The 24,382-nt window shown below is 30.8% G+C and carries 24 protein-coding genes and 1 pseudogene; 4 read left to right on the top strand and 21 right to left on the bottom strand.

Annotated features, from left to right (window positions below):
- The first annotated feature begins 20 nt into the window (after positions 1–20).
- From CLJU_RS05280 to uraA, 3 genes are all read left to right on the top strand, one after another.
- A complete protein-coding gene (locus CLJU_RS05280) occupies positions 21–1,757 on the top strand; it encodes an Rqc2 family fibronectin-binding protein (RefSeq protein WP_013237740.1) in 1,737 nt (578 codons plus the stop codon).
- A 314-nt stretch (positions 1,758–2,071) separates the two neighbouring features.
- Positions 2,072–2,605, top strand: a complete 534-nt coding sequence (pyrR, locus tag CLJU_RS05275) for a bifunctional pyr operon transcriptional regulator/uracil phosphoribosyltransferase PyrR (protein WP_013237739.1) — start codon at positions 2,072–2,074, stop codon at positions 2,603–2,605.
- Positions 2,606–2,648: 43 nt separating this feature from the next.
- Positions 2,649–3,947: a uracil permease gene (gene uraA, locus CLJU_RS05270; protein WP_013237738.1), complete on the top strand. Its 1,299-nt coding sequence runs from the start codon at positions 2,649–2,651 to the stop codon at positions 3,945–3,947.
- Between the two features lie 57 nt (positions 3,948–4,004).
- On the opposite strand, the gene CLJU_RS05265 is transcribed toward uraA, so the two are convergent.
- From CLJU_RS05265 to mraZ, 20 genes and pseudogenes are all read right to left on the bottom strand, one after another.
- Positions 4,005–4,913: an RluA family pseudouridine synthase gene (locus CLJU_RS05265; protein WP_013237737.1), complete on the bottom strand. Its 909-nt coding sequence runs from the start codon at positions 4,911–4,913 to the stop codon at positions 4,005–4,007.
- Positions 4,903–5,358 carry a signal peptidase II gene (gene lspA, locus CLJU_RS05260; RefSeq protein ID WP_013237736.1) on the bottom strand — a complete coding sequence of 152 codons (456 nt, stop codon included), beginning with the start codon at positions 5,356–5,358 and terminating at the stop codon, positions 4,903–4,905. The genes CLJU_RS05265 and lspA overlap by 11 nt, the downstream gene beginning before the upstream one ends.
- A 31-nt stretch (positions 5,359–5,389) precedes the next feature.
- On the bottom strand, positions 5,390–6,082 hold the full coding sequence (locus tag CLJU_RS05255) for a 5'-methylthioadenosine/adenosylhomocysteine nucleosidase (protein ID WP_013237735.1): 693 nt from the start codon (positions 6,080–6,082) through the stop codon (positions 5,390–5,392).
- 125 nt (positions 6,083–6,207) lie between these two features.
- Positions 6,208–6,891 carry a DivIVA domain-containing protein gene (locus CLJU_RS05250; RefSeq protein ID WP_013237734.1) on the bottom strand — a complete coding sequence of 228 codons (684 nt, stop codon included), beginning with the start codon at positions 6,889–6,891 and terminating at the stop codon, positions 6,208–6,210.
- A gap of 17 nt (positions 6,892–6,908) precedes the next feature.
- Positions 6,909–7,682, bottom strand: a complete 774-nt coding sequence (locus tag CLJU_RS05245; protein WP_013237733.1) for a YlmH family RNA-binding protein — start codon at positions 7,680–7,682, stop codon at positions 6,909–6,911.
- 36 nt (positions 7,683–7,718) lie between these two features.
- Complete coding sequence (locus CLJU_RS05240) at positions 7,719–7,985, bottom strand: YggT family protein (RefSeq protein WP_013237732.1); 267 nt, start codon at positions 7,983–7,985, stop codon at positions 7,719–7,721.
- A gap of 32 nt (positions 7,986–8,017) precedes the next feature.
- Positions 8,018–8,482, bottom strand: a complete 465-nt coding sequence (locus CLJU_RS05235; RefSeq protein ID WP_013237731.1) for a cell division protein SepF — start codon at positions 8,480–8,482, stop codon at positions 8,018–8,020.
- A gap of 12 nt (positions 8,483–8,494) precedes the next feature.
- Positions 8,495–9,163 carry a YggS family pyridoxal phosphate-dependent enzyme gene (locus tag CLJU_RS05230; protein WP_041705052.1) on the bottom strand — a complete coding sequence of 223 codons (669 nt, stop codon included), beginning with the start codon at positions 9,161–9,163 and terminating at the stop codon, positions 8,495–8,497.
- A gap of 123 nt (positions 9,164–9,286) precedes the next feature.
- Entirely contained in the window at positions 9,287–10,012 is a 726-nt protein-coding gene (locus CLJU_RS05225; RefSeq protein WP_013237729.1) for a DUF881 domain-containing protein, read from the bottom strand.
- A gap of 10 nt (positions 10,013–10,022) precedes the next feature.
- Complete coding sequence (locus CLJU_RS05220; protein ID WP_013237728.1) at positions 10,023–10,364, bottom strand: small basic family protein; 342 nt, start codon at positions 10,362–10,364, stop codon at positions 10,023–10,025.
- A 17-nt stretch (positions 10,365–10,381) separates the two neighbouring features.
- The gene (locus CLJU_RS05215) at positions 10,382–11,095 is read right to left on the bottom strand and encodes a DUF881 domain-containing protein (RefSeq protein WP_013237727.1); all 714 of its coding nucleotides are present in this window, start codon (positions 11,093–11,095) and stop codon (positions 10,382–10,384) included.
- A gap of 14 nt (positions 11,096–11,109) precedes the next feature.
- Positions 11,110–11,880 carry a cell division protein FtsQ/DivIB gene (locus CLJU_RS05210; protein ID WP_013237726.1) on the bottom strand — a complete coding sequence of 257 codons (771 nt, stop codon included), beginning with the start codon at positions 11,878–11,880 and terminating at the stop codon, positions 11,110–11,112.
- Positions 11,881–12,287: 407 nt separating this feature from the next.
- Positions 12,288–13,400, bottom strand: a complete 1,113-nt coding sequence (gene spoVE, locus CLJU_RS05205; protein WP_029170093.1) for a stage V sporulation protein E — start codon at positions 13,398–13,400, stop codon at positions 12,288–12,290.
- A gap of 92 nt (positions 13,401–13,492) precedes the next feature.
- A complete protein-coding gene (gene mraY, locus CLJU_RS05200; protein ID WP_029170094.1) occupies positions 13,493–14,446 on the bottom strand; it encodes a phospho-N-acetylmuramoyl-pentapeptide-transferase in 954 nt (317 codons plus the stop codon).
- Positions 14,447–14,480: 34 nt separating this feature from the next.
- Complete coding sequence (locus tag CLJU_RS05195; protein ID WP_013237723.1) at positions 14,481–15,875, bottom strand: UDP-N-acetylmuramoyl-tripeptide--D-alanyl-D-alanine ligase; 1,395 nt, start codon at positions 15,873–15,875, stop codon at positions 14,481–14,483.
- 352 nt (positions 15,876–16,227) lie between these two features.
- Complete coding sequence (locus CLJU_RS05190) at positions 16,228–17,676, bottom strand: UDP-N-acetylmuramoyl-L-alanyl-D-glutamate--2,6-diaminopimelate ligase (RefSeq protein WP_013237722.1); 1,449 nt, start codon at positions 17,674–17,676, stop codon at positions 16,228–16,230.
- 214 nt (positions 17,677–17,890) lie between these two features.
- Positions 17,891–19,666 (bottom strand): annotated as a pseudogene (locus tag CLJU_RS05185) (stage V sporulation protein D); the annotation flags it as partial.
- Between the two features lie 6 nt (positions 19,667–19,672).
- Positions 19,673–20,143, bottom strand: coding sequence for a hypothetical protein (locus CLJU_RS05180; RefSeq protein ID WP_013237720.1), 471 nt, complete (start codon positions 20,141–20,143; stop codon positions 19,673–19,675).
- Between the two features lie 36 nt (positions 20,144–20,179).
- Positions 20,180–21,109, bottom strand: coding sequence for a 16S rRNA (cytosine(1402)-N(4))-methyltransferase RsmH (gene rsmH, locus CLJU_RS05175; protein WP_013237719.1), 930 nt, complete (start codon positions 21,107–21,109; stop codon positions 20,180–20,182).
- An 80-nt stretch (positions 21,110–21,189) separates the two neighbouring features.
- Positions 21,190–21,618: a division/cell wall cluster transcriptional repressor MraZ gene (gene mraZ, locus CLJU_RS05170; protein ID WP_013237718.1), complete on the bottom strand. Its 429-nt coding sequence runs from the start codon at positions 21,616–21,618 to the stop codon at positions 21,190–21,192.
- 280 nt (positions 21,619–21,898) lie between these two features.
- Here mraZ and ychF point away from each other — a divergent pair, with 280 nt between their 5' ends.
- Positions 21,899–22,996, top strand: coding sequence for a redox-regulated ATPase YchF (ychF, locus tag CLJU_RS05165; RefSeq protein WP_013237717.1), 1,098 nt, complete (start codon positions 21,899–21,901; stop codon positions 22,994–22,996).
- A gap of 160 nt (positions 22,997–23,156) precedes the next feature.
- Here ychF and CLJU_RS05160 read toward each other — a convergent pair whose 3' ends face one another.
- Positions 23,157–23,765 carry a TetR/AcrR family transcriptional regulator gene (locus tag CLJU_RS05160; RefSeq protein ID WP_013237716.1) on the bottom strand — a complete coding sequence of 203 codons (609 nt, stop codon included), beginning with the start codon at positions 23,763–23,765 and terminating at the stop codon, positions 23,157–23,159.
- Positions 23,766–24,382 lie beyond the last annotated feature (617 nt).

The raw sequence follows: 24,382 nt of genomic DNA, 5'->3' as shown, positions 1-24,382 counted from the left end.
CTTACGAGAGGATGAACAATATGGCTTTAGACGGTATTTTCATACACAGCGTTTTAAAAGAATTGAAAGAAAAAATACTAGGAGGAAAAGTTGAAAAAATAAATCAACCTGAAAAGGATGAAATAGTATTAAGCATTAAAAATGGGAGAAAAAATTATAAGCTTTTATTAAGTGCAAGTCCAGTATATCCTAAAATGCATATTACAGTTAAAAGCAAACAAAATCCGCTTCAGCCCCCTATGTTTTGCATGGTTTTGAGGAAGCACCTAAGCCCATCAAAATTAGTTGACATAAGGCAATTGGACACAGATAGAATTGTTTTTTTAGATTTCGAAAGCTCAGATGAATTGGGTTTTAACAGTATATATACATTAGTAATAGAAATAATGGGAAGACATAGTAATATAACTTTAGTTCGAAAAAGAGATAATTTGATCATGGATAGTATAAAACATATAACACCTGAAATAAACACCGTGAGATCCCTATTTCCCGGAATAAAATACGTATTTCCACCAACTTCAAATAAACTAAATCCCCTTTCCTTTACAAAAGAGGATTTTGTAAAGTTTTTAACAACTACCTCAACAAAAATTGATAAAAGTTTTTTTTCAAAAGTGTTTACTGGCATAAGTAGCTCCTTTTCGAAGGAATTATCCTACAAATTAAATAGTGAAAAAGATTTTTCAGAAAATAACAATTTAGACTTTCTATACGACTCTTGCAGGAAAATTTTTGATGAAGTGATAAATGATAATTTTTACTTTGCATCCTACATAGAAAATGAAAAAGTAAAAGATTTCTACTGTTATAAATTAACCTATTTAAATAAATGCAAAGAAAAATGCTATACTACACCTTCCCAATTAATAGAAGAATTTTACTATGAAAAGGACAAATGTGATAGGTTAAGCAACAAAAGCTCTGACCTTTCTAAACTTATAAATATAAACTTAGAAAGATGCACTAAGAAAATAAAAATTCTAATAGATAGCATTAAAGAGGCTAAAAATAAAGATACTTTTAGAATATATGGTGAACTCTTAACTTCACAGATCTACAATATAAAAAAGGGTGACAGCCATATAGGAATTCAAAATTACTATAGTGAAAAAATGGAGTATTTAGATATAAAACTTGATAAAAATAAAACTCCTTCCGAAAATATACAACGTTATTTTAAAAAATACAATAAATTAAAGAAAACAGAACAAGCTGCAAATGAACAATTAAAAATAGCAAAAGAGGAAATGGAGTATTTGACTTCTGTAATGACCAACATAAAGAATTGTGAAAACTACGATGATATTGAAGAAATAAAAAGAGAACTTATGGAAAGCGGGTATATAAAATTTAAAAAATCAAATACTAAAAAAAAGGGTAGAGATTCCAAGCCAATGAAATTTGTATCCAGTGATGGAATAGACATATATGTAGGTAAAAATAATCTTCAAAACGATTACCTTACTCTCAAATTTGGAGATAAAAGGGATATATGGCTTCATACTAAAGAGATTCCTGGATCTCACGTAATAATAAAAAATTTTGGCAAAGTTCCAGATAAAACTTTGGAAGAAGCTGCAAATCTTGCGGCATATTACAGTAAAGCTAAAAATTCCTCCAAAGTAGCCGTAGATTATACAGAAATTAAAAATGTCCATAAACCAAATGGGGCCAAACCGGGAATGGTAATATATTATACTAATCAAACCATTTATACAGAACCTACAAAACCGGATATAAAACAGCTTCAATAAAAACTTTCAAGTAGATTTTTGAATACTACTAGCTTTTTAAAAAATAATCTTTTGAGACAAAATAGACCATATTTATTCCGTAAAGCCAATGTAGTGCTAAAAAAACTTGCAATATTAAAAAAACTATCTTATAATAGGTTGTGAATTTAATATCTTTTAAAATGATCCAGTGAGGTCAATAAAGTATTTTTATATCCGTATGACTATTATGTCCTTCACTGCGTGAAGGACATTTTTTATAATGCTTATAGTGTAAATTAAATTGAAATAAGCACAATTATAATTGTAAATTAAAAAGAAGGGAGGGTCATATATTGAAATTAAAAGCACTTATTTTAGATGAAAAGGCTATGAATAGAACTTTAAAAAGAATATCCCACGAAATATTAGAAAAGAATAGAGGTACAGAGGATATAATACTTGTAGGCATAAAGAGAAGAGGATACCCCTTAGCAAAAAGAATAGCCGAAAACATTTATAACATTGAAGGAATAAAATTAAAAGTAGAAGATGTAGATATTGGCCTCTATAGAGATGATTTAAGCAGTCTTGCAGGACAACCTATACTAAAAGGATCTAATGTAATAGATGTGGAAAACAAAAAAGTTATATTAGTAGATGATGTTATCTATACAGGCAGAACTGCAAGAGCAGCAATTGATGCTATTATACATTCTGGAAGGCCAAAATTAATTCAGCTGGCCGTTTTAGTTGATAGAGGGCATAGGGAACTTCCTATAAGAGCCGACTATGTAGGTAAAAACATTCCTACCTCTAGAAATGAAATGATATCAGTTGAAATTGCAGAAATAGACAAAAATGACTCAGTAAAAATATATGAATTATAAACTTTTAAAATAGTCCTTGAGAGACTAGAAAAGGAGCACATAAATGAAAAATATTGTTGATGTAGAAGAAAAATTACCTATAGGAGTTACCATACCTCTTAGTTTTCAGCATTTATTTGCAATGGTAGGTTCAACTATACTTGTTCCAATTTTAACAGGAATGAGTCCATCCATAGCATTATTTTGCAGCGGTATTGGAACCCTTATTTATATCTTATGTACCAAGGCCAAGCTTCCAGCTTACTTAGGTTCTTCCTTTGCTTTTATAAGTCCAATCCTTATAGCATCTAAAAGCTATGGTCCAGCAGCTATGCTTTCTGGTGTAATAGCAGCAGGTTGTGTATATTTAATTGTAGCTGGCATAATAAAGCTTTGCGGTGTAAACTGGCTTAACAGAGCCCTTCCACCTGTAGTTGTTGGTTCCATAGTAATAGTAATAGGCCTAGGTCTTGCAGCTACAGCTATAAACTGGGCAGGATTCAACCCTACTTACACAACTGATCAGATGCAAAGTATACCAAGATGGGCATGGATGACAGTGTCTGCAATTACAGTTGCCGTAGCTGTTATTGGAACCATGTATTTTAAAGGATTTTTAGGAATAATACCTATACTAATAGCCATAATAGTTGGATATATATCTGCCTTAATTTTAGGTGTAGTACCAAAGCAAGCACTAGATACTATTGTAAGTACTAAACTCTTCAAATTACCTCCATTTATGTTTCCTAGATTCAACATAAATGCCGTCATGCTTATGGCTCCTATTTCTTTTGTAACCTTAGCAGAGCATATAGGTCACATTTACGTAACAAACAATGTAGTAGGAAGAGATTTTACCAAAAATCCAGGACTTCATAGATCTATATTAGGAGATGGATTAGCCACTATATTTGCAGGTTTTGCAGGTGGACCTCCAACTACAACTTATGGAGAAAATATAGGAGTTATGGCTATAACCAAAGTTTACAGTGTGTGGGTTATAGGCGGTGCTGGAGTAATAGCTATACTGCTTTCATTTATAGGCCCTGTAGCTGCTGTAATTGAAAATATGCCTATGCCTGTAATAGGTGGTGTAAGCATAGTGCTATTTGGAATAATAGCTTCCTCAGGTTTTAGAATATTTGTAGAGGATAAAATAGATTTTAGTAAAAATAGAAACTTAATATTGACGTCTGTCATAATAGTAATAGGAATTGGCGGCGCTTCCATAAACTTTTCTGTAGGTGGATCACCAGTTCAAATATCCGGTGTAGCTCTTGCAACTATTGTTGGAATAATACTTAATTTAATATTACCAGAAGAAAGTGCTTCTGAAAAATCAAATGAAGAAGCTGTTTAAAAATTGCTCTAAAAAGCAGTCTAAAATTATATAGACTGCTTTTTTAATTCATATTATCTAATTATCTAAAACCTTTATCACTTTTTTAAAATAATCTGGTATTTCTGTTTCAAATTCTATATACTTTCCTGTAGCTGGATGAATAAAGCCAAGCTTTTCAGCATGGAGGAGCTGACCGCCTAGTTTAAACCTCTGCTTTTTATATCCATATACTGGATCTCCTACAAGAGGGTGCCCTATATATGCCATATGTACCCTTATCTGATGTGTTCTTCCTGTTTCAAGTATACATTTTATCAAAGTATTATTTTTAAATCTTTTAATAACCTTATAATGGGTAATGGCCCTTTTTCCATTCACACAAACTGCCATCTTTATTTTATCTTTAGGATGTCTTGCAATAGGCTCATCTACAGTTCCCTCATCTAACTTTACGACTCCCTCTACTAAGGCTATGTATTCTCTAGTCATAGAATGATCCTTAAGCTGTTTCGCTAATTTATTATGAGAATTATCATTTTTAGCTACTACGAGTATTCCTGAAGTATCTTTGTCTATTCTATGTACTATACCCGGTCTTGTTACTCCATTTATACCAGATAAATCACGACAGTGATTTAAAAGAGCATTTACTAAAGTACCTTCATATACTCCTGGTGCAGGATGCACTATCATCCCTTGAGGCTTATTTACTACAATAACATCCTTATCTTCATATAATATATCAAGAGGTATATCTTCCGACTGTATATTTAAATTCACAGGGTCAGGTATAGTAATTTCTATATTATCCCCTGACTTAATCTTATAATTGGACTTTTTTGCTTTTCCATTTACTTCTACTAACTTATATTCTATTACATTTTGAATATATGATCTTGATTTATCTTGGAAGCATTTAGACAGAAATACATCAAGCCTCATATTTTCTTCTTCACTACAAACCAAAAATTTTTTACTTTCCATACTTTTCTTCCTTTAATAAATAGAATGCCAAAAGTGCAGTTCCTACTACCACCATCACATCTGCTATATTGAATACAGGAAAATAATAAATGTCTTTATAATGGACAGAAATAAAGTCAACTACATATTTATACACCATTCTATCCATCAAATTTCCCAAAGCTCCACTTATTATAAGTGAAAAACTTATTCTTATAAGCTTTTCACTAGGTTTATATTTTATAATATAAAATATCATTCCTCCAACTACAATTATTGTAATTATAGTTAAAAAGTAAAGCTTACCCTGTAAAATTCCAAAAGCAGCTCCCTTATTTTGCAAATACAGTAATGAAAACAAATCTTTTATTACTATTACCTGAGAAACTTTAGATAAAACTTCAATGGCCCATATTTTCGTAACCCTATCTATTAAAATTCCAAGTAATATTATAAATATTTCCACTATTTTCCTCCCAAAACGCAATGCATAAAAATTACAAGCTCATAATCATACTTTTAATTATTTGTGTAGAATTTTTTATGGCAATAGGTGCAAATTTTTTATAGTCCATGCTAGCACCATTGTTTGCATTATCTGATATAGATCTTATTATTACAAAAGGTATATTGTTCAAATAGGCTACCTGTGCAATACTTCCACCTTCCATTTCACAAGCCAGTGCTCCAAACTCCTTGTTCAAATATCTAACCTTTTCTGTACTTGAAATAAATTGATCTCCTGTAACTATTCTTCCTACAAAACTATTTATATTTCCTAATTTATTACAGGCATCCTTAGCTTTTTCTACAAGTCTTCTATTACATTTAAAATCATATGTATCCAACCTAGGTATCTGTCCTACTTTATCTCCAAAAGCAGACGTATCCATATCATGCTGTACCAAATTGTCTGCTATTACTATATCTCCTGGATATACATTTTCTCCTGCACCCCCTGCAATGCCTACATTTATTATATAATCTGCATTAAAATCATCTACAAGTATTTGGGCACATACTGCTGCATTTACCTTACCTATACCGCTCCTTACTACCACTATATCTTTATTATAAAGTTTTCCTAAATTAAATTTCATATTAGCTTTTTCTTCAACTTTCTCCAGTTCTAATTCAGATAAAAGTATTTCTACTTCTTCATCCATAGCTCCTATAATTCCAATAACCATGTTTGTATGTCCTCCTCATTTTTATTTCTATAATTACTAGCATATATTAAATCAACATTGATTGTCAAATATGCGCTGTAAACAGAGCATACTAAAAAACCACTCTACTTTTAGAGTGGCTTTTTCTATCCTTTAATAAAAAAGTTTTTAATTTCTTCGAGTTCATCCTTATCTTCAAAAATTTCCTTTTCTGTATGATTTGAATCTTCTTTATTATCTTCATCAAATTCTTTGCTGCGCTTTTCAGCTAAAGAAACATCTTCTTTTTCTGGCTCTACTACTTCTATTTCCTTTTCCTTAACAGTACTATCTTCTACTTCATTTTCATTTGATTCATACCCAATGTTATAATTCTTTACAAAGTCTTTTTCCATATCATCAAACATTTCCATTTGAGTTTTCATAAAGTTTCTAAACTTAGTTCTAAACTTAGAAAATTCCTGTTTTACATTTTCAAACTCATCTGTAATTTGAATAACATCACTATGGGCTTTATCTATTATCTTTTGTGCAGCATCATTTGCATTTTTTACTACAAATTGACTTTCTTTTTTAGCATTTTCTTTAGCCTGTTCAGAAGCATTTTGAGCTAATAAAAGCGTATCTTTTATAGTATTTTCCATTTTAGTATAATGACTTATCTTCTCATCCAAAGACTGCATTTTTTCCTTTAAAAGAGAATTTTCCTTATATATAGACTCATAATCTTCTGCTATTTTGTCTAAAAATTCATCTACTTCATCTATATTATAACCTCTAAGTCCTTTTTTAAATTCCTTATTTGTTATCTCTGCAGCAGTAATAAACATCACGAGCACCTCACAAATTAACTAAATTTTTTTATAAGAAGTTTGCATCGACCGCTTCCCGTCCAACCCGTTTCTCCCACAATTTTAAACTTTCCACAGCCTCTTACAGTTATTATACAATTATCTTCTATAGATTTATCTTTTCTTGTTTCTGGTAAATAATCCAGAAGGACTTTACCTCTCTTAATCATTTCTTGAGATTTATTTCTTGATACATTGCATAGAGAACTAACTAAACAATCAATTCTCAAGGAAGAAACATTTAAAACAGAAGTTTTAAAATTATATAGGGGAATTTCCGCAGAACTAATATCTAAAACATTTGCTTTGCAGCTGCTCTTTCCTACACTATTTAAATTCATCTCTATGTAATCACTTACATCTTCACAAACAGCTAAATAACATTGCTTATCTTCCTTTAGTATTAAATCTCCAAATTTCTCTCTTTTAAGTCCAAGAGCCATAAGAGCCCCTAGATAATCCTTGTGTTGTAATTTAACAAATTTAGACTTACATTTTATTTCCATTAATTTTATTGGATAATTCCTTATATCAAACTTTGAAAATGCTATAAGTTTTCTTTCTGCATCTTCAAATATGCCACAGCTACATATATTTAAGCCAATTTCTTTCTTTAGATTCTCTAAAGTATTCCATACATTGGGAGTATAAAATGTTGAGGTATATACTGTATTATTAGTTTTTTTTGCTAAACTTATTTTATCATATATAGGTAAGATTTCACTTTCATCACAAAAATGAAATCTCTTTATAAAACTCTTTTTATCCATAATTATCCCTTAATTTGCTATGCATTATTTCATATACTAGAGTATTGAAAATACAATTCCTCTTAATATATCTATTATAAAAAAGGCCACTATAGGTGAAAAATCTATCATTAACCCTGGCATAAGTTTTTCCTGAATTTTTCTTCCAGGTATCATAAGGGGTTCCGTAAATATATGTAAAAAATCCACAAATGCGTTACTTCTCCCCTGCATAACCCAAGATAGAATTACATCCAATATTATAGCACCTTCAAGAAATCTAAACAGTAATGATATTGCAACAGCTAAAGTACTACTTATCATTTTTGCCTCCAATTATTTATCAGTAAATATACTTACTTCCATCCAAATATTCCTTTTCCAGATAGTTCATTTTTCAAATCACTGTTTACTTCTACACTAGATGGTGAAAGTATGTATATTCCTTTTTCTATTTCTTCCAAATTTCCTCCTAATGCATAACTTGCACCGCCCATAAAATCCAGTAATCTTTGAGCTATTCTAATCTCAAGTCCTGTAGTATTTATAACTATTATTTTTCTATTTTTAAGTTCATCACATATATCAGCTGCTTCCTCATAAGTAGTTGGCTTAACTATCCTTACCTTAGCTGCTATTGTAGTATGTATGCTTACAACTTTATTTTGTCTTTTACTATTTACAATAGGGTCCACCTCTGCAAAATCATTTACGATTTTTTCATTTTCTCCTTTCTTTGTTTCTTCTTCCTCTATATCTTCCTCCAAGTCATCTTCCAATCCTAAAAATCCCATCATTTTGTTTATCATTTTACCTGCCATAAAAAATACCTCCTATTTATTATTGTAATTTCTCTTTCCAAATATACCTTCGCCAATTCTCACCAGTGTTGCCCCTTCTTTAATTGCTATTTTATAATCATGAGTCATTCCCATAGATAGTATATTCATACTTATATTATTAAACTCTCTTTTCTTCAAGCCATCAAAAATACTTTTTAGCTTTTGAAAATAGTTTTTACAACTTTCTTCATCCCCTTTAGGAATTACAGCCATAAGACCTTTTACTTTTACATTGGTACAATTCTCACAGGCTTTTAGTAAATCTTCTAATTCCTCTAGAGGTAAACCTGTCTTACTTTCTTCCAACCCTATATTTATTTGTATCAGTGTATTTGCAATTAACTTTTGATCTTTATAATGTTTTTCTAATTCATTAAGAAGTCTTATACTGTCCAAAGAATGGATAAGATAAACCTTACCAACTATATATTTTACCTTGTTTCTTTGAAGATGACCTATTAAATGCCACCTTATATCCTGTGGAAGGTTTGGTATTTTATTTGTGAGCTCCTGTACTTTGTTTTCTCCAAAATCTCTAATACCTGCATCATAAGCTTTTTGTATATCTTCAATAGGTTTAGTTTTTGAAACTGCCACTAAGGTTACATTTTTATCTTTTAACTCTTCTTCTATCCTACTCAAGTTTTGTTCAATTGACAATACTACCGTCTCCTTTATTGTTAAGCACAAACATATACAATTATTAGTATTCTTCATAGACATCAAAATTCCTGCAAAAATTAATTATTTTTTTAATCATTTTCAACAAATTTATAAAATAATCTACTGTATCTCTTTCATAAATTCTGTTTTATACTCTCCTTTATAGGCAGGTATTTTTATATTATCTGATTTTTGTACCTCTACCACAATCTTTCTAGTTATCATTATTTTTAAGTAGTTTTCATTTGACATCATATAAGTATAGAGTACTTCCTTATTTCCTATAGCATTAATTAAAAAAGGAGAAGCTATTTTTACTCCATTTACTCTTAAAAATGGACCGCTGCAATAAATTTCGGAAACCCCTACTATTCTGTGACCATTTATAGAAATTGCCTCTGACCCTGCATTTTTCAAATCATTGATAACCTGTATTATGTCTGTATTATGTACAAGCTTCATCTGATACTGAAAACTATCAAGTCCATCATTCATAGGTGCATCATTCAAATATATATTTATTCCTTGACCTTTTACAGCTACTTTCCCAAGCACCATATTGTTTTGATTTAATTCCTGATTTATTCCAGCTACAACTTGAGCCTCATTCTTCTCACTGCTTCTATATTTTTTTAACTTGTTATAGGTATCATTATATTGTTTTAACAATCCCGATATCTCACTGTGAAGCTGATTTTTATAATTATATGCATCTTGATACTGCTTTGCATTTAAAAACACTCTCTTATTAGTCTTACCTTTTGTAAAACTTATATTGGTGGATATTAATACACCTATTATTATAGAAGCTATAAAAACAAAAGTATTAGCTTCACTATTCTTCATTTATTTCACCTCATTGATGTGATTTAGCTTTTTCAATCAATACTCTTCTTATTATTGCAAAATTATTAAATATTCTTCCTCCAAAAACTATAACCACTGCCAAATATATAGGTACTCCAAGCTTATCCCCTAAATAAGCAAATGCTGCAGCAAGCACTGCATTTCCAAAAAATCCAGATATAAAAATATCTGTTTTAAAACTTTTAGACAAATTAGCTCTTATAGCTCCAAACACCGAGTCAAGACAAGCTAATATAGCCACAGACATATAAGGTGAAAATTTATCTGGAATATTCACATTCCAAACTACACCTATAATTATTCCCAATATAAGTCCAACAAATCCTATCATTTTTTACCACCCCTAATTTATTCCTTCACAGGCTCTGCATACTCAAATTTATATGGTTTGTTATATTTCTTTATAGTTATACTATCAGATTTTTCAAACTTAACGTCACATATCGTTTTTAAATCTGAAAATACTTCTGGGAAACTCATAGCACTGTATAACAAATTTTTATCACCTATAGCTTGTATAACTATTCTTTTTGATGGTGATATTTTTTCATCATTTATAAGTATATAATTTCCTGCCGTCCTTATACCTGTTTTTGAAACAATCCTTATGTCATTTATAGATATAGCTTCAGCGCCTGCAAATCTCAATTCGTTTACGAGATACACTAAATCTTTATCAGTTATGTGATTGTTAATGCTATTTCCAAATAGATTGCCATTAGGATTAAGATATATAGTGACACCTTGTCCCTTTACATCTACCTCTCCTGTAAGTATTCTAGAACTTTCTAATTCATCCAGAAGGTTTTTTGTAGAATCACTCTTGCTTGCTGCAGCATCTTCGTAGCCCTTTACTTTATTTTGAAGATCATTTACCTTCGTTTCTAGTGCAGCTTTTTCCTTTTTATACTGCTCTATTTCCACAGTAACATCAGAACTATTTTGATTATTTAAATTTAATGTATTATCCTGTTTCATAAGTACTCTAAATTGGTAGGTAAGCATGAATCCAAGTATACAGCACACCAAAGCAACACTAATTTGTGAAGCAACTTTACGCATTTTATTTTATCCTCCTAATTTTCAATGTGAAATACAGGATTTCCATCAAATCTTACATCTATGTATCCCCTAGCACTGCCCAATTTTTCATTTAACATTATATTTAAAGCCCTGTTTACCTTTTTCCCTAAATTATCTCCTTGTCCAAGTTCCACACACATATCTTTAAAGTAAACTTTAATGTCCACAGAATTACTTACATCCATATAAGTAATTTCAAAAGGTAACTTATTATTTTGAATTATACTTCCTAGGGTAGTTACAGCCTTAATTTTATTATCATCTTTATTTAAAATACATTCTCCCAATTTAACTTTACTACAATCAATTCCATTTAACTTAACTAACTTCATATTACTTATGTTGTCTCTCTTTTCAAGTAAAACTCCATTTTTATCTATAATGAAATATTTTTTGCTGCTTTCTATATAAAAGGTCGCTTCTCTTTCCTTTACATTAATATTAATGGTTCCGGGAAGCTTTCTGCCTATATCAACATCTTCTATATATGGATTTTTTAATATATTTTCTGATGCATCTCTTAGATTAATATAAAAGATATTATTTCCACCATATACTTTTGAATCCTCAATAATGCTATTACTTGAAATACTTTTATTTCCATACACTTTAATATATTTTATATTAAAATACGGCAATTTTAAGCAAAGTGTAAAAAATAATGCTATTAAAAATACCATAAGCATAAGAACTCGTTTTACTTTTACTTTTTTTCGTCTTTTCAAAATCAATTCATTATCTGTTTTCGTAATAATATGACTCATTTCCTATCCTTTCACTTATAATATAAACAGAGTTCTTGGCACTAGAGGAAAGTTTTGACTCTACCTGATGCTTATTAACAGGATTCTTAGTGCTTTAGCACTTAGAAGGCGTTATCCTTTAGGGTGAATCGTTATCCAGGGACGTAGCTGCTCTTTGCTCCCACTTAGAGAAGAAGTGGGAGCATTAGAGCAGGTAGTCATCGGATAAAATAACATAAGATACATATATATTAACACTTAATAACAGTAATTTCATTAAAATAACCCTTAAATTTATATTAAATATTTACATACTCTATTTCATTAAAATTGCCAAAGTTCAAAGTTCAAATATCAAATAAGGATAATTTTCTTTCTAAGTTCTTAAAAGTCCACAATAGCATTACAAAAAATTTGCAATGCTATTCTTAACCACTTTCTGTTTGCCTTGATATGTTCAAAAGTATTCCAACTGCTATCATATTGATTGTGAGGGCCGAACCTCCATAACTTATAAAAGGTAATGGTACTCCTGTTACAGGCATGGCACCAGTTACAACTGCAATATTTATTATTGCCTGAACTGCAATAACCGAAGTTATTCCAGTAGCTAAAATAGTTCCATAAGTATCCTTTGCCCTTATAGCAATAACAATTCCTCTCCACACAAAAACTATAAATAATATAACAATTACAGTACATCCTATAAGTCCTAATTCTTCTCCTATAATAGAAAATATAAAATCATTGTGAGGTTCTGGTATGTAATAACACTTTTGCCTTGATCTACCGAGTCCCATTCCCCATATTCCTCCTGATCCCATTGCTAAAAGAGATTGAATCAATTGATATCCCTTTCCTTTAGGATCAGACCAAGGATTTAGAAAGCTTGTAAATCTAGCCATCCTATAAGGTTCAAATATTATACCTGCTATTCCTCCAAGGACTACAAGTCCAACTACACCAAGTACATGGGTTATTTTAGCTCCCGATACATATAAAATTATGAGGGTAACTATCATTATTACAGCTGCTATACTTAAATTCTTTTCTGCAAATACAAGTCCTGCATAAAATGCAGAAACCAAAAGATATGGAAGCACACCATACAGCATGGTTTCTATCTTTCTTCCCCCTTTAAGCTCTATACTTTTTGCCATATATAAAACTACAATGTATTTTGCTATTTCAGAAGGTTGAAATCCAACAGAACCTAATGTTATCCATCTTTGTGCACCTTTTCTAGATTCAAAGGCAAAAACTGCAAGTAAAAATATTACAGATACTATCATAAGTAATTTAGTATACTTCTTTATTCTCTTATAATCAAATTTTACTGTAAAAAACATAAGGAATGTTCCAATTATTGCCCATAACCCCTGCCTTTTTAAATAAAACATGCTATCTCTTGTACTTTTATCAAAAAATGCTTTGTAAGAACTGGCACTATAGACCATGACAACTCCAATAGCTACCAATAACATTATAGTTGCGAAGAGCAAAAAGTCTATAGATCCCATTTTAGTATTTGGTTTACTAATTCTCATAAAAATCCTCCTAGATTATTACTATATGAGGCTGACAAAAGCATTTAAAAATTACTATATTTAAAGATAACCTTCTTCTTTTCATTTTACAAAGATAGAAATCCTAACAGACACAATATTACTGTAATTATACAAAATATAGAAACTACTTTAGTCTCATGCCAACCTGAAAGTTCAAAGTGGTGATGGATTGGAGCCATTTTAAATATCCTCTTTCCTGTAAGTTTAAAGGAAGCCACTTGAAGTATAACAGATGCTGCCTCTATTACGTATATTCCTCCAATTATTGGAACAAGCAGTGGGAGTTTTAATATCATTGCAACTGCCCCTACTGCACCTCCCAGTGCCAGAGATCCTGTATCTCCCATAAATATTTGAGCTGGAAAAGCATTGTATTTCAAAAATCCTAAAAGTGCTCCAGCAAGAACTGCACAGAAAATAGCCAAAGTAATATGCCCCATGGCAAAACTTACAAGAGCTAAAAAAGTCATTACTAAAAGTGTAACTGACGTTGCCAATCCATCAAGTCCATCTGTTAAATTCACTGCATTTGTCGTGGCTGCAAAATATATTATTATACATGGAATATAAAATACTCCTAAATTCCAACTTCTATGTGCAAAAGGAACTATTATAGATGTCCCTATATATGGATTATTGGCAGAATAGTAGGCAAATATTCCAGATACAATTAATAATAATATCATTTTTTGATAAGCTCTTAGTCCCAAATTTTGCTTTCTCAATATCTTTAAGATATCATCAATAGCACCTATTACTCCAAAAGCCACAAAAGCATAAAGGGCTATCATAGCCTCATCTGATGGTTTTTTTACTATAATTGCCATAGTTATAAAAGTTGCTAGTATAAATAGTACTCCTCCCATAGTTGGAGTACCTGCTTTTTTCAAATGACTCTTTGGGCCATCCTCTCTTATATTCTGGCCAAATTTAAATTTATGAAGAAGAGGGATCAAAATAGGTCCTTCTAAAATAGCTATAAAAAATGCAATTAGTACAGAATAAATTAATCTATACATGTCATATTGCCCTAAGCTAAAGGGCATTCACCTCCTAATTATTGCTGTTCTTCTTTAGTTCTTCTGCTATAGTTTCAAATTTCATTACTCTAGAAGCTTTTATAAGCACTGTGTCTCCCTCTACAATGCACTTCTTTAAAAGAAACTCCAAAGTTTCTGCATAGGTATCAAAACTAATACACTTTCCATTTTTATTTGTGACCTGGAATCCCCTTTTAAAATCTTCTGCATATTCTCCAAGAGCTATCAATATATCTATGCCATTTTCTCCTGCATACTTTCCTACTTCCTCATGCATCCTGCAGGATTCATCTCCCAATTCCCCCATGGTACCTAATACAGCTACTCTCCTTTTTGATTTAAAATTTTTCAAAACATCAATAGCTGCTTTCATTGACTCAGGATTGGCATTATAACTATCATTAATTACATTGAACTTTTTTCCTTTACATATCTCCATTCTCATTGCAGTAGTCTCTATATTTTTTAAGCCTTCTCTTATTTCTCCATAAGTCATATTTAAAATTCTCCCACAAGCAACTGCAAGTAGAGAATTCAATACATTGTACTTTCCAGGTACATTTACCTTAAACCTCTCTTCCATCTTAACATTGTTTTCACATATGTTAAAACTTATAAAATCTTCTTTTACCTCTATATCATAAGCCGATATATCTGAATTTTCTTCTAATCCAACTCTTCTTATGTTAAATCTATCTTCTTTTAAATTGCTTAACATATCATTATCTGAATTTATTACTAAAGTATTATCCTTTGAAAAAAAATCTGTTATTTCAAGTTTTGCTGCAAGTATGTTTTCTCTTGTTCCTAAATTTCCTATATGTGCCCTAAGTACATTGGTTATTACTGCAATATCTGGTCTAGCAGCTTTAGCCATACTATGTATTTCTCCTCTATTATTCATTCCCATTTCAAGCACTGCCACATCATAACTATTATTCAATCTAAATATCATATGTGGAAGTCCTATCTGATTGTTAAGATTGCCTTCTGTTTTAAACACTTTGAACTTAGCACTTAATACAGATGTTATTAAATCCTTTGTTGTTGTTTTACCTGCAGAACCTGTAATTCCTATTACTTTTACACTAAGTTTACTTTTATAGAATTCTGCTAAATCAAGCAGTGCCTGATTTCCATCCTTAACTTGAATTACACTAGTACACTCATTTATTTCACTTTTTTTAAAATATACTTCATCCACAATACATATAGAAGCACCTTTATCACTTGCAACTGCAGCATATTTATTTCCATTAAATCTTTCTCCTTTAAGGGCAATAAATATATCTTTTTCTTCAATTTTTCTAGTATCCGTACTTACATTTCTATATCCACTATATTTCCCAGAAATTATTACTTGTCCAGATACAGCATTTACTATTTCGTCAAAACTCATGTATTCCAAATTTTTATTCTCCCCTCTTTTAGGCAATTATCTTAAAGTTAAAAGTTCAAATATCAGAGTTCAAATAAATGATAACTTTTTAAAGTCTTAGAATATTTTAGCCTAATACTTTCTTATACTAGAAAGTACTCCATCATTATCTGATATTTGTTCTTTGCTATCTGTTATTTATTTTTCAAACTCTATAGGCTTTCTAATTGAAATTTGAACTTATACATAACATATAATAACAAAATTGAAGGCACTTTTAAAAACTTTAGACTTATTAAAGTTTTTAAGGTGATGCAATTTGTCATTATATGCTCTAGTATAAGTTAACTTTCAAACTAGAAACTCTATAATTGTGAATTGGTCACTGTGCATTGTCTAAAATTTCAGCTATTATCTCTCTTTCATCAAAATGTATGGTCTTATCTTTTAATATCTGATAATCTTCATGCCCCTTTCCTGCAACCACAATTACATCACCTTTTTGTGCCATATGTATAGCTTCCTTTATAGCTTCTTTCCTATTTTCAACTACCTTGTAATCATCTTTTTCAACACCATTTACTATTTCATCAATTATTGCCCTAGGCTCTTCTCCTCTTGGATTATCTGAAGTTATAACTGCAAAATCAGATAACTCTGTACCTATCTTACCCATTATAGGCCTTTTAGTATTATCCCTGTCTCCCCCACATCCAAAGACAGCTATAAGTCTTCCTGTAGTAAATTCTCTAGCAGTTTTTAATATGTTCTCCAACCCATCTGGAGTATGGGCATAGTCTACTATAACTTCATATCCAAGGTTATACCCTTTAGTAACTATTTCACATCTTCCAGGTACAGCATTCATAGATTCAAGTCCCTTTTTCACAACTTCTAAACTTATACCTTCGCAAAGACATGCCCCTATACTTCCAAGAGCATTCATCACATTATATTTACCTGGTATATTTAAATTTATATGCGCTGTCTGCCCCCTATATGTTATATTAAAATTAGCTCCTCTGGAATGTATATTTAAATCATTAGCTTTTAAATCAGCTTCCTTATTTATAGCATAGGTTATCTTGGTTCCTAATGCATCTTCATATACTTTATCTCCATATTTGTCGTCTATATTTATAACAGAATTAATAGTATTTTTAAATAATATTAATTTAGCCTTATAATAATTTTCAAAGGTCTTGTGAAAATCTAAGTGATCCCTCGTTAGATTTGTAAATATTGCCTCTGAAAATCTCACTCCGTATGCTCTATCTAAGTACAGTGAATGAGAAGATACTTCCATAACACAATACTGAACTCCTTCATCCACCATCTGTTTAAATAACTTCTGAAGTTCTAAAGATTCAGGAGTAGTCCTATGAGAAGGTATTTTCTTTTCTCCTATATAATTTGCTATAGTACCTACAAGTCCTACTTTATAACCTGCTGTTTCTAGTATGGATTTCATCATAAATGTAGATGTAGTTTTACCGTTAGTTCCCGTTATTCCTATTATTTTCATCTTTTTAGAAGGATTATCATAGTAATTTGATGAAATAATAGCAAGTGCTTTTCTTGTATCCTTTACCTTTATCACAGTACAATCGGGTACATTTTCTACTTCTTCGCTTATTACAATGGCTGCTGCACCATTTTTATAAGCCTTATCTATGTATTTATGTCCATCCGTAACATACCCCTTTATACATACAAAAACATCTCCAGATTTGACTTCTCTAGAATCATATTGAATTTCTCCTATATTTAAATCATCATTTCCCTTAACAACTTCATATGTAAGTCCGTTCATCACTTTCTTCAATTTCATGGTATACACTCCCTAAATTTAAAATTATCCGATATGTGCATAATCTACACATAGCATTGGCATGCAGACTTAACAAATAATAGTACTGCATGCCTTAAAGTAATTTCTATCAAATCTTTCACTATTTTATTATAATTTTCTAATCACTTCATGTAAAGAACAAGTTAATTATTTTTATCAATGAATCCATGAGATAAATATTTTAAGGTGATGTATCTCCTTTCACTGCAAGATAATTAAGTACATCTTCAAAAACCTGCTTTGCTGTAGGTACCGCAGTTTGACTTGCATAATAAGTGGATGGATCTGGTTCATCTATAGAAATTAACATTGTTATTTTAGGATCATTCGAAGGTGCCATACCTGCAAATGAAGAAACATATTTTCCTGTCTGATATCCTCCAACTCCAGCTTTCTGGGCTGTACCTGTTTTTCCTGCTATGTGATAACCTTCTATAAAAGTGCCTTTTCCACTGCCTTCCGTAACTACCCTTTCTAGGTATGATCTAAGCTTTGCAGTTTTACTACTATCCAAAAGTTTTTTACTATTACCAGCCAGGTCATATTTTTTATCTATAACTTCTTTGCTGCTATTTTCATCATAATGTTCTATTTCTTTCATAACATGAGGAGTAATTAAAGTTCCTCCATTTGCCACTGCATTAAAAGCTCTAAGATACTGAACTGCTGACAATGTATCTGTCTGTCCAAAAGCAATAGTTGCCAAATCCACATCGCTTATATTTTCCGTCTTTTTAACTATTCCTTTAGCTTCTCCTGGTAAATCTACTCCAGTTTTTTGACCAAATCCAAATTTGTGTATGTAATCATTTAATTTTTCTTTTCCTATTTTTTTACCAAGTTCTGCAAAACCTATATTACAGGAATTTTTAATTATGTCTGGAAAGCCTTGTACACCATGTCCAGCAGATACCCAGCAATGTATAACTCTATTGCCTATACTTATACTTCCATTACATGTAAATTTATCACTATCACTAACTGAATTTGTTTCAAGCGCAGTTTGTGCAGTTATAACTTTAAATATGGAACCTGGTTCAAAAGTATCGCTTACTGCTCTATTTCTCCATAAATTTTGAAGTTCTGAGTAAGATTTATTATCTACCCAAGGAGAATTTGGGTTGTAATCAGGTTTATTTGCCATAGCCAGTATTTCTCCATTTTTAGGATTCATAATTGTTATAGAAACTGCTTTTGCATTATAATCTTTTAGTGCCTGCTCTGCAGATTTTTCTGCAAAATGTTGTATCATTTCATCTATGGTAAGTACTATATCCTTTCCATCTACAGGTTTTGTAAATTCTGAAATAGTATATGGAAGTTCTTTACTCTTTCTATCTAATTCTGCAATTCTACGACCTGGAGTGCCTGATAAATCCTTATTATAATAAAGTTCCACTCCTGTAAGTCCAAATCCATCTGAATTAGTATGTCCAATTACCTGTGCTAAAAAATTGTTATTTGGATAATATCTCTTAGTATCTGCCGATACAAGTACTCCATTTAAATTCAAATTTCTAACTTTATCCGCTTCGGCCTTTTCCACTCTTCTTTTGAGATTAGCAGATGCAATAGGAAGGCCTCCTGGAAGAGTTTTTTTCATTATTTTTGACACTTCTTTCTTGTCCATAGAAAGAGCTTCTGCTAACTCTCCTGATATTTTATCTTCCGATATCTTCTTCTCCTCCATAGTGTCTCTTAACGTATTCATATCCAAATCAATTCTGTACACATTAGCACTTACTGCTAATTCATTTCCACTTCTATCTAAAATTCTTCCTCTTTTCGCATCAATTTTGACATCACTTGTCCATTGAGCTATTGCCATGGATTTAAGCTGTGGTGATCTGTATATCATTACATAACACATTCTCCCTACTAGTAAAAAGAAAACCATAAATAGAAAACTAAAAATAATTACCATTCTCTTTCTGATAATTACTCTATCTCTGTATTCCCTTTTAGCCAAAATTATTTACCTCCATATCAATTGCTTCAACTCATTTAATATCCCCCTGTGCATTTCTGATTCATCTGAATTTTCTTCTACTTTAATAACTTTCTTATCTAAATTTGTATATACTGCATTTCCTTTATCTGGTACTTTCATCTGTAATTTATTTATTGCATTATCCTCTATGTATCCCAAATTATTGTATTTTACAAGTTCTACCCTCAAGTTTTCATTTTGTTTGTTAATTTCGCTTATATCATTTTCTATAGAATTTAGCTCCGTCTGTGAATTGTATATTGCACAATATCTATAGACCAGAATAACACCTACAATAAAAACCACACATATGTTTCTAATTACTTTTAGTTTCTTTTTTACCTTTAACGCCCTATTTGGATCCTTAGTTTTAATCTTTTTTTCTTCTGTCTCTTTGTAAGGCTTGTACTCTGGCTGCAGGACAGTATTTCCATTTACCATACTCTCTTTGTTCATTAATATCACTTTATTCACCTCTTTTAAATTTTAGAACTAAATTTTCTCTGCTGTCCTAAGCTTAGAACTTTTACTTCTTGAATTTTTCTCTTTTTCCTCTTTTGTAGGTATTATAGGCTTTTTATTTATTATTTTTACAATAGGTTTTTTGCCGCACACACATAGGGGAAAATCCGGTGGACAAGTACATGGATTTTCTAATTTCTTAAATTTAGTTTTTATAATTCTATCTTCTAAAGAATGAAAAGTTATAATTGATATTCTTCCACCTGTATTCAGTCTTTTTACGCTATCTTCTACTGCTTTGTTCAATATTTTAAGTTCTCCGTTTACTTCTATACGTATAGCTTGAAAAGTTCTTTTTGCAGGATGACCCTCTTTTTGAAACCTTGCAGGTATTGCATTTCTTATTATATCTACAAGCTGTAATGTTGTTTGTATAGGAGCCTTTTCCCTTTCAGCTACTATAAATTTTGCTATTCTCTTTGAAAAGTTCTCCTCTCCATAATCTCTTATAACGTTATAAAGATTTTCCTCACTATAATTGTTAATCACCTCATAAGCAGATAACGAACTATCCCTATTCATTCTCATATCAAGGGGAGCGTCCTTCATATAGCTAAATCCCCTTTCTGATTCATCTAGTTGATAAGAAGAAACTCCAAGATCCATAAGTATACCATCAACTTTATCTATTTTAAGTTCTTCTAAAATTTCATCTATATAATAAAAGTTATTGTGAACATAAGTAATATTCTTAAATTCATTTAGTCTCTCTCTTGTTGCATTTATAGCAGACGTATCCTCATCTATTCCTATTAACCTTCCCTTGTCGGATAACCTCTTTAAGATTTCAAAGGAATGCCCTCCTCCTCCTAAAGTGCAGTCTACATATATTCCATCTTCTTTAATATTTAAACTATTTATAGTCTCGTTAAGTAGTACAGGTACATGTTTAAATTTCATATAATACGTCCTCCAATTTTGCTATGGCATCTGAAAAAAATAACAATTCAAAGATATGACGGATATTTTTTTGAAGATGCTTATATTCCAAGTTCATTCATTTGTTCCGCTATATTGTCAAAATTTATATTTAAATTATTGTATTCTATCCAATTTTCTTTACTCCATATCTCTATTCTGCTAGATACTCCTATGCTTACTATTTCCTTATTTATAGCTGCATATTCTAGGAGTGTCTGAGGTATTAAAATTCTCCCTTGCTTATCAGGTTCCATTTCATTTGCCCCGGAGAAAAAAAATCTTACAAAAACTCTGGCATTTTTATTAGTAAGTGGAAGTTTCTTTAACTTTTCTTCAAGTAAATGCCATTCGCAAAGTGGGAAAGCATAAAGACAACTATCTAAACCTTTAGTCAAAATAAATTTGTTTCCTAATTCTTCTCTAAATTTAGAAGGTATAATTATTCTATTTTTACTATCTAGTGAATGTTCATACTCACCTAAAAACATCATTACACCTCTTACTGCTATTACGCTCCACTTTTAACCACTTTAATCCACCAAATTACTTATTCTATATTAACATAAAATTTCCTCTTTTTTAATAGACTTTTAATATTTTTTTTAAGTCTATTAAATTTATTTTTTCATCAATTTTTTTCATCTCCTTCTACCGACCATCAGAATTAGTTTATATTCACTACATTTATTGAAATAATATGCTCTGTAGAGTATAATTTAGATGAATTTTACGCCAGTTAATTATATTTTAAGAAGGGAATGTACATAGATGAAACTTGGAATTGTGGGTTTGCCAAACGTTGGCAAAAGCACCCTATTTAATGCAATAACAAAGGCAGGTGCAGAATCTGCCAATTATCCATTCTGTACTATAGAACCAAATGTAGGAGTGGTTAGTGTACCAGATAAAAGATTAGATGTACTTGAAAAAATGTACAATTCAAAGAAAAAGGTATATACAGCTATTGAATTTTACGATATAGCAGGACTTGTAAAAGGTGCTAGCAAAGGAGAAGGCCTTGGAAATAAGTTTTTATCTCATATAAGAGAAGTAGAAGCTATAGTACATGTGGTTAGATGTTTTGAAGATGATAATATTGTCCATGTAGATGGCAGTGTGGATCCTATTCGTGATATTGAAACCATAAACTTAGAGCTTATATTTTCAGATTTAGAAGTAATGGACAGAAGAATTGAAAAAGTGTCGAAACTTGCGAAAAGTGGAGATAAAGAATCAAAAGTTGAATATGAAATTATGTTAAAAGTAAAAAAACATCTGGAGGAAGGTAATCCTGTAAGAACTCTAGATCTAAATGAAGATGAAGCCGAACTTGTTAAAAGCTTCTTTTTGCTTACAACTAAACCTGTACTCTATGTAGCCAATATTTCTGAAGATGACTTAACTTCTGGAAATTTGGAAAATGATTTTGTAAAGAAAGTACAAGAATATGCAAAAGTAGAAGGCTCAGAAGTAGTAATAATTTCTGCCAAAATAGAAGAAGAACTTTCTTCTCTAGAAGATGATGAAAGACTCGAGATGCTAAAGGAATATGGTTTAAATGAAGCTGGCCTGGATAAATTGATAAACAGCAGCTATAAGCTGCTTGGTCTTATGAGCTTTTTAACTGCTGGAGAAAAAGAAGTAAGAGCATGGACCATAAAGAAAGGCACTAAAGCTCCGGAAGCTGCAGGCAAAATACACACTGATATACAAAAGGGATTCATACGAGCTGAAATTGTATCCTACGACAAGCTTGTGGAATGCGGCTCCGAGACTTCTGCAAAAGAAAAGGGATGCTATAGATTGGAAGGAAAAGACTACATTATGCAGGATGGAGATGTAGTTAACTTTAGGTTCAATGTTTAGGCAATAAATAATTTCACAGTGCAAAACTTATAATGCATAGTTAATAATTTAGGAACAAAATGTTAAAACATTTTGTTCTTTTTTTATATATTACAATACAAATTTCTAGCAGAGAATAGGAACTTAATACAATTGTGAATTGTGCATCGTGAATCTTACATTATATACTGTTGCCTTGAAGTGACTTAATTAACACATCTATATATTTATGCCTTACATTTTTATCCTTATAATTTAAATTAGAAAATTTTCTTGTTTGGTTATCAGATATTACAGGAAAAATTAAACTAGCAATTCCCTGCAGTACCATCATAGATAATTTTTCTTCATCTTTAATTCCCGTAACTTCGGATAAAATATCTTTTATCTTAAAGACTCTTTCATCTTCAATAAATTTAATATAATCAAATTTCAAGTCATCCTTATATATAATAAGTTGATTGACAAAATTTCTAAATACATCTGGATACTCAACGCTAGCATCAGAGTAACTCCTAAGGAAATTCCTAAGTCTATCTATTGGTGTAATCTGCTTATTTTCGAGAATTTCAAAAGAACTCATAAATTTACTGGTAAGACATTTTAACGCCTCGTTAATTACACCTTCCTTTGAACCAAAATAATAATTAATTGACGCTACATTAACATCAGCTGCCGCTGCTATTTTTCTTATAGTAACATTTTGAAATCCTTCTTTTCCAATAATATAAAGAGTAGAATTCAATATTCGGTCCTTAGCATTTGGAATATCTTTTGAATTATATTTCATTTAATGCCCTCCTAAAATAACTATGTATTATCAAACATTGTTTAAAACATATATCTCTATAATACATAATTTTTAATTTAAGGAGGATAAAAATGAAAAAGCTAATATTAATATTATTAATATGTCCTTTATTACTTATTGGATGCTCTTCTCACAATGGCAGTTTAGATTCGTCTAACAAAAAAATTCTACTTCATCATCCCAAGACATATACCTCTTTGGTGGAAAAATTGCAGCAAATACCTCTTCTAATGTATCTGCTAAAATCAATGCAAAAATATCTCAAATCAAAGTAGCAGAAATATATTACCATAAGCTTTCAGAACAAATAACTCCTTTTAACAATACAGCTTTAAATCTTTTAAGCCAAATTCAGCAAAGGCTTTCACAGATTGGACTATCTACAGTAGATAAGCAGGTCCAAGCTAAAAGTACCCTTGTAAAACTAGTAAGTCGTCAGGCATACTCAGATGCTTTTGATTATACACTGATGCTGTGTACTTTATTTGTAATCATCGCTTTAATAGCAACTCTATTTATAAGAAATAGAAATCAACTTTCTTCTTCTAATGAGGAAATAAAATCATAAGCATAATTCTTGGCATCAGATGGAATTT

Origin of the sequence: Clostridium ljungdahlii DSM 13528, assembly GCF_000143685.1 — a bacterium.
In the GTDB taxonomy this organism is placed as follows: Bacteria; Bacillota; Clostridia; order Clostridiales; family Clostridiaceae; genus Clostridium_B; species Clostridium_B ljungdahlii.
This window is presented reverse-complemented; position numbering and strand designations above follow the sequence as displayed.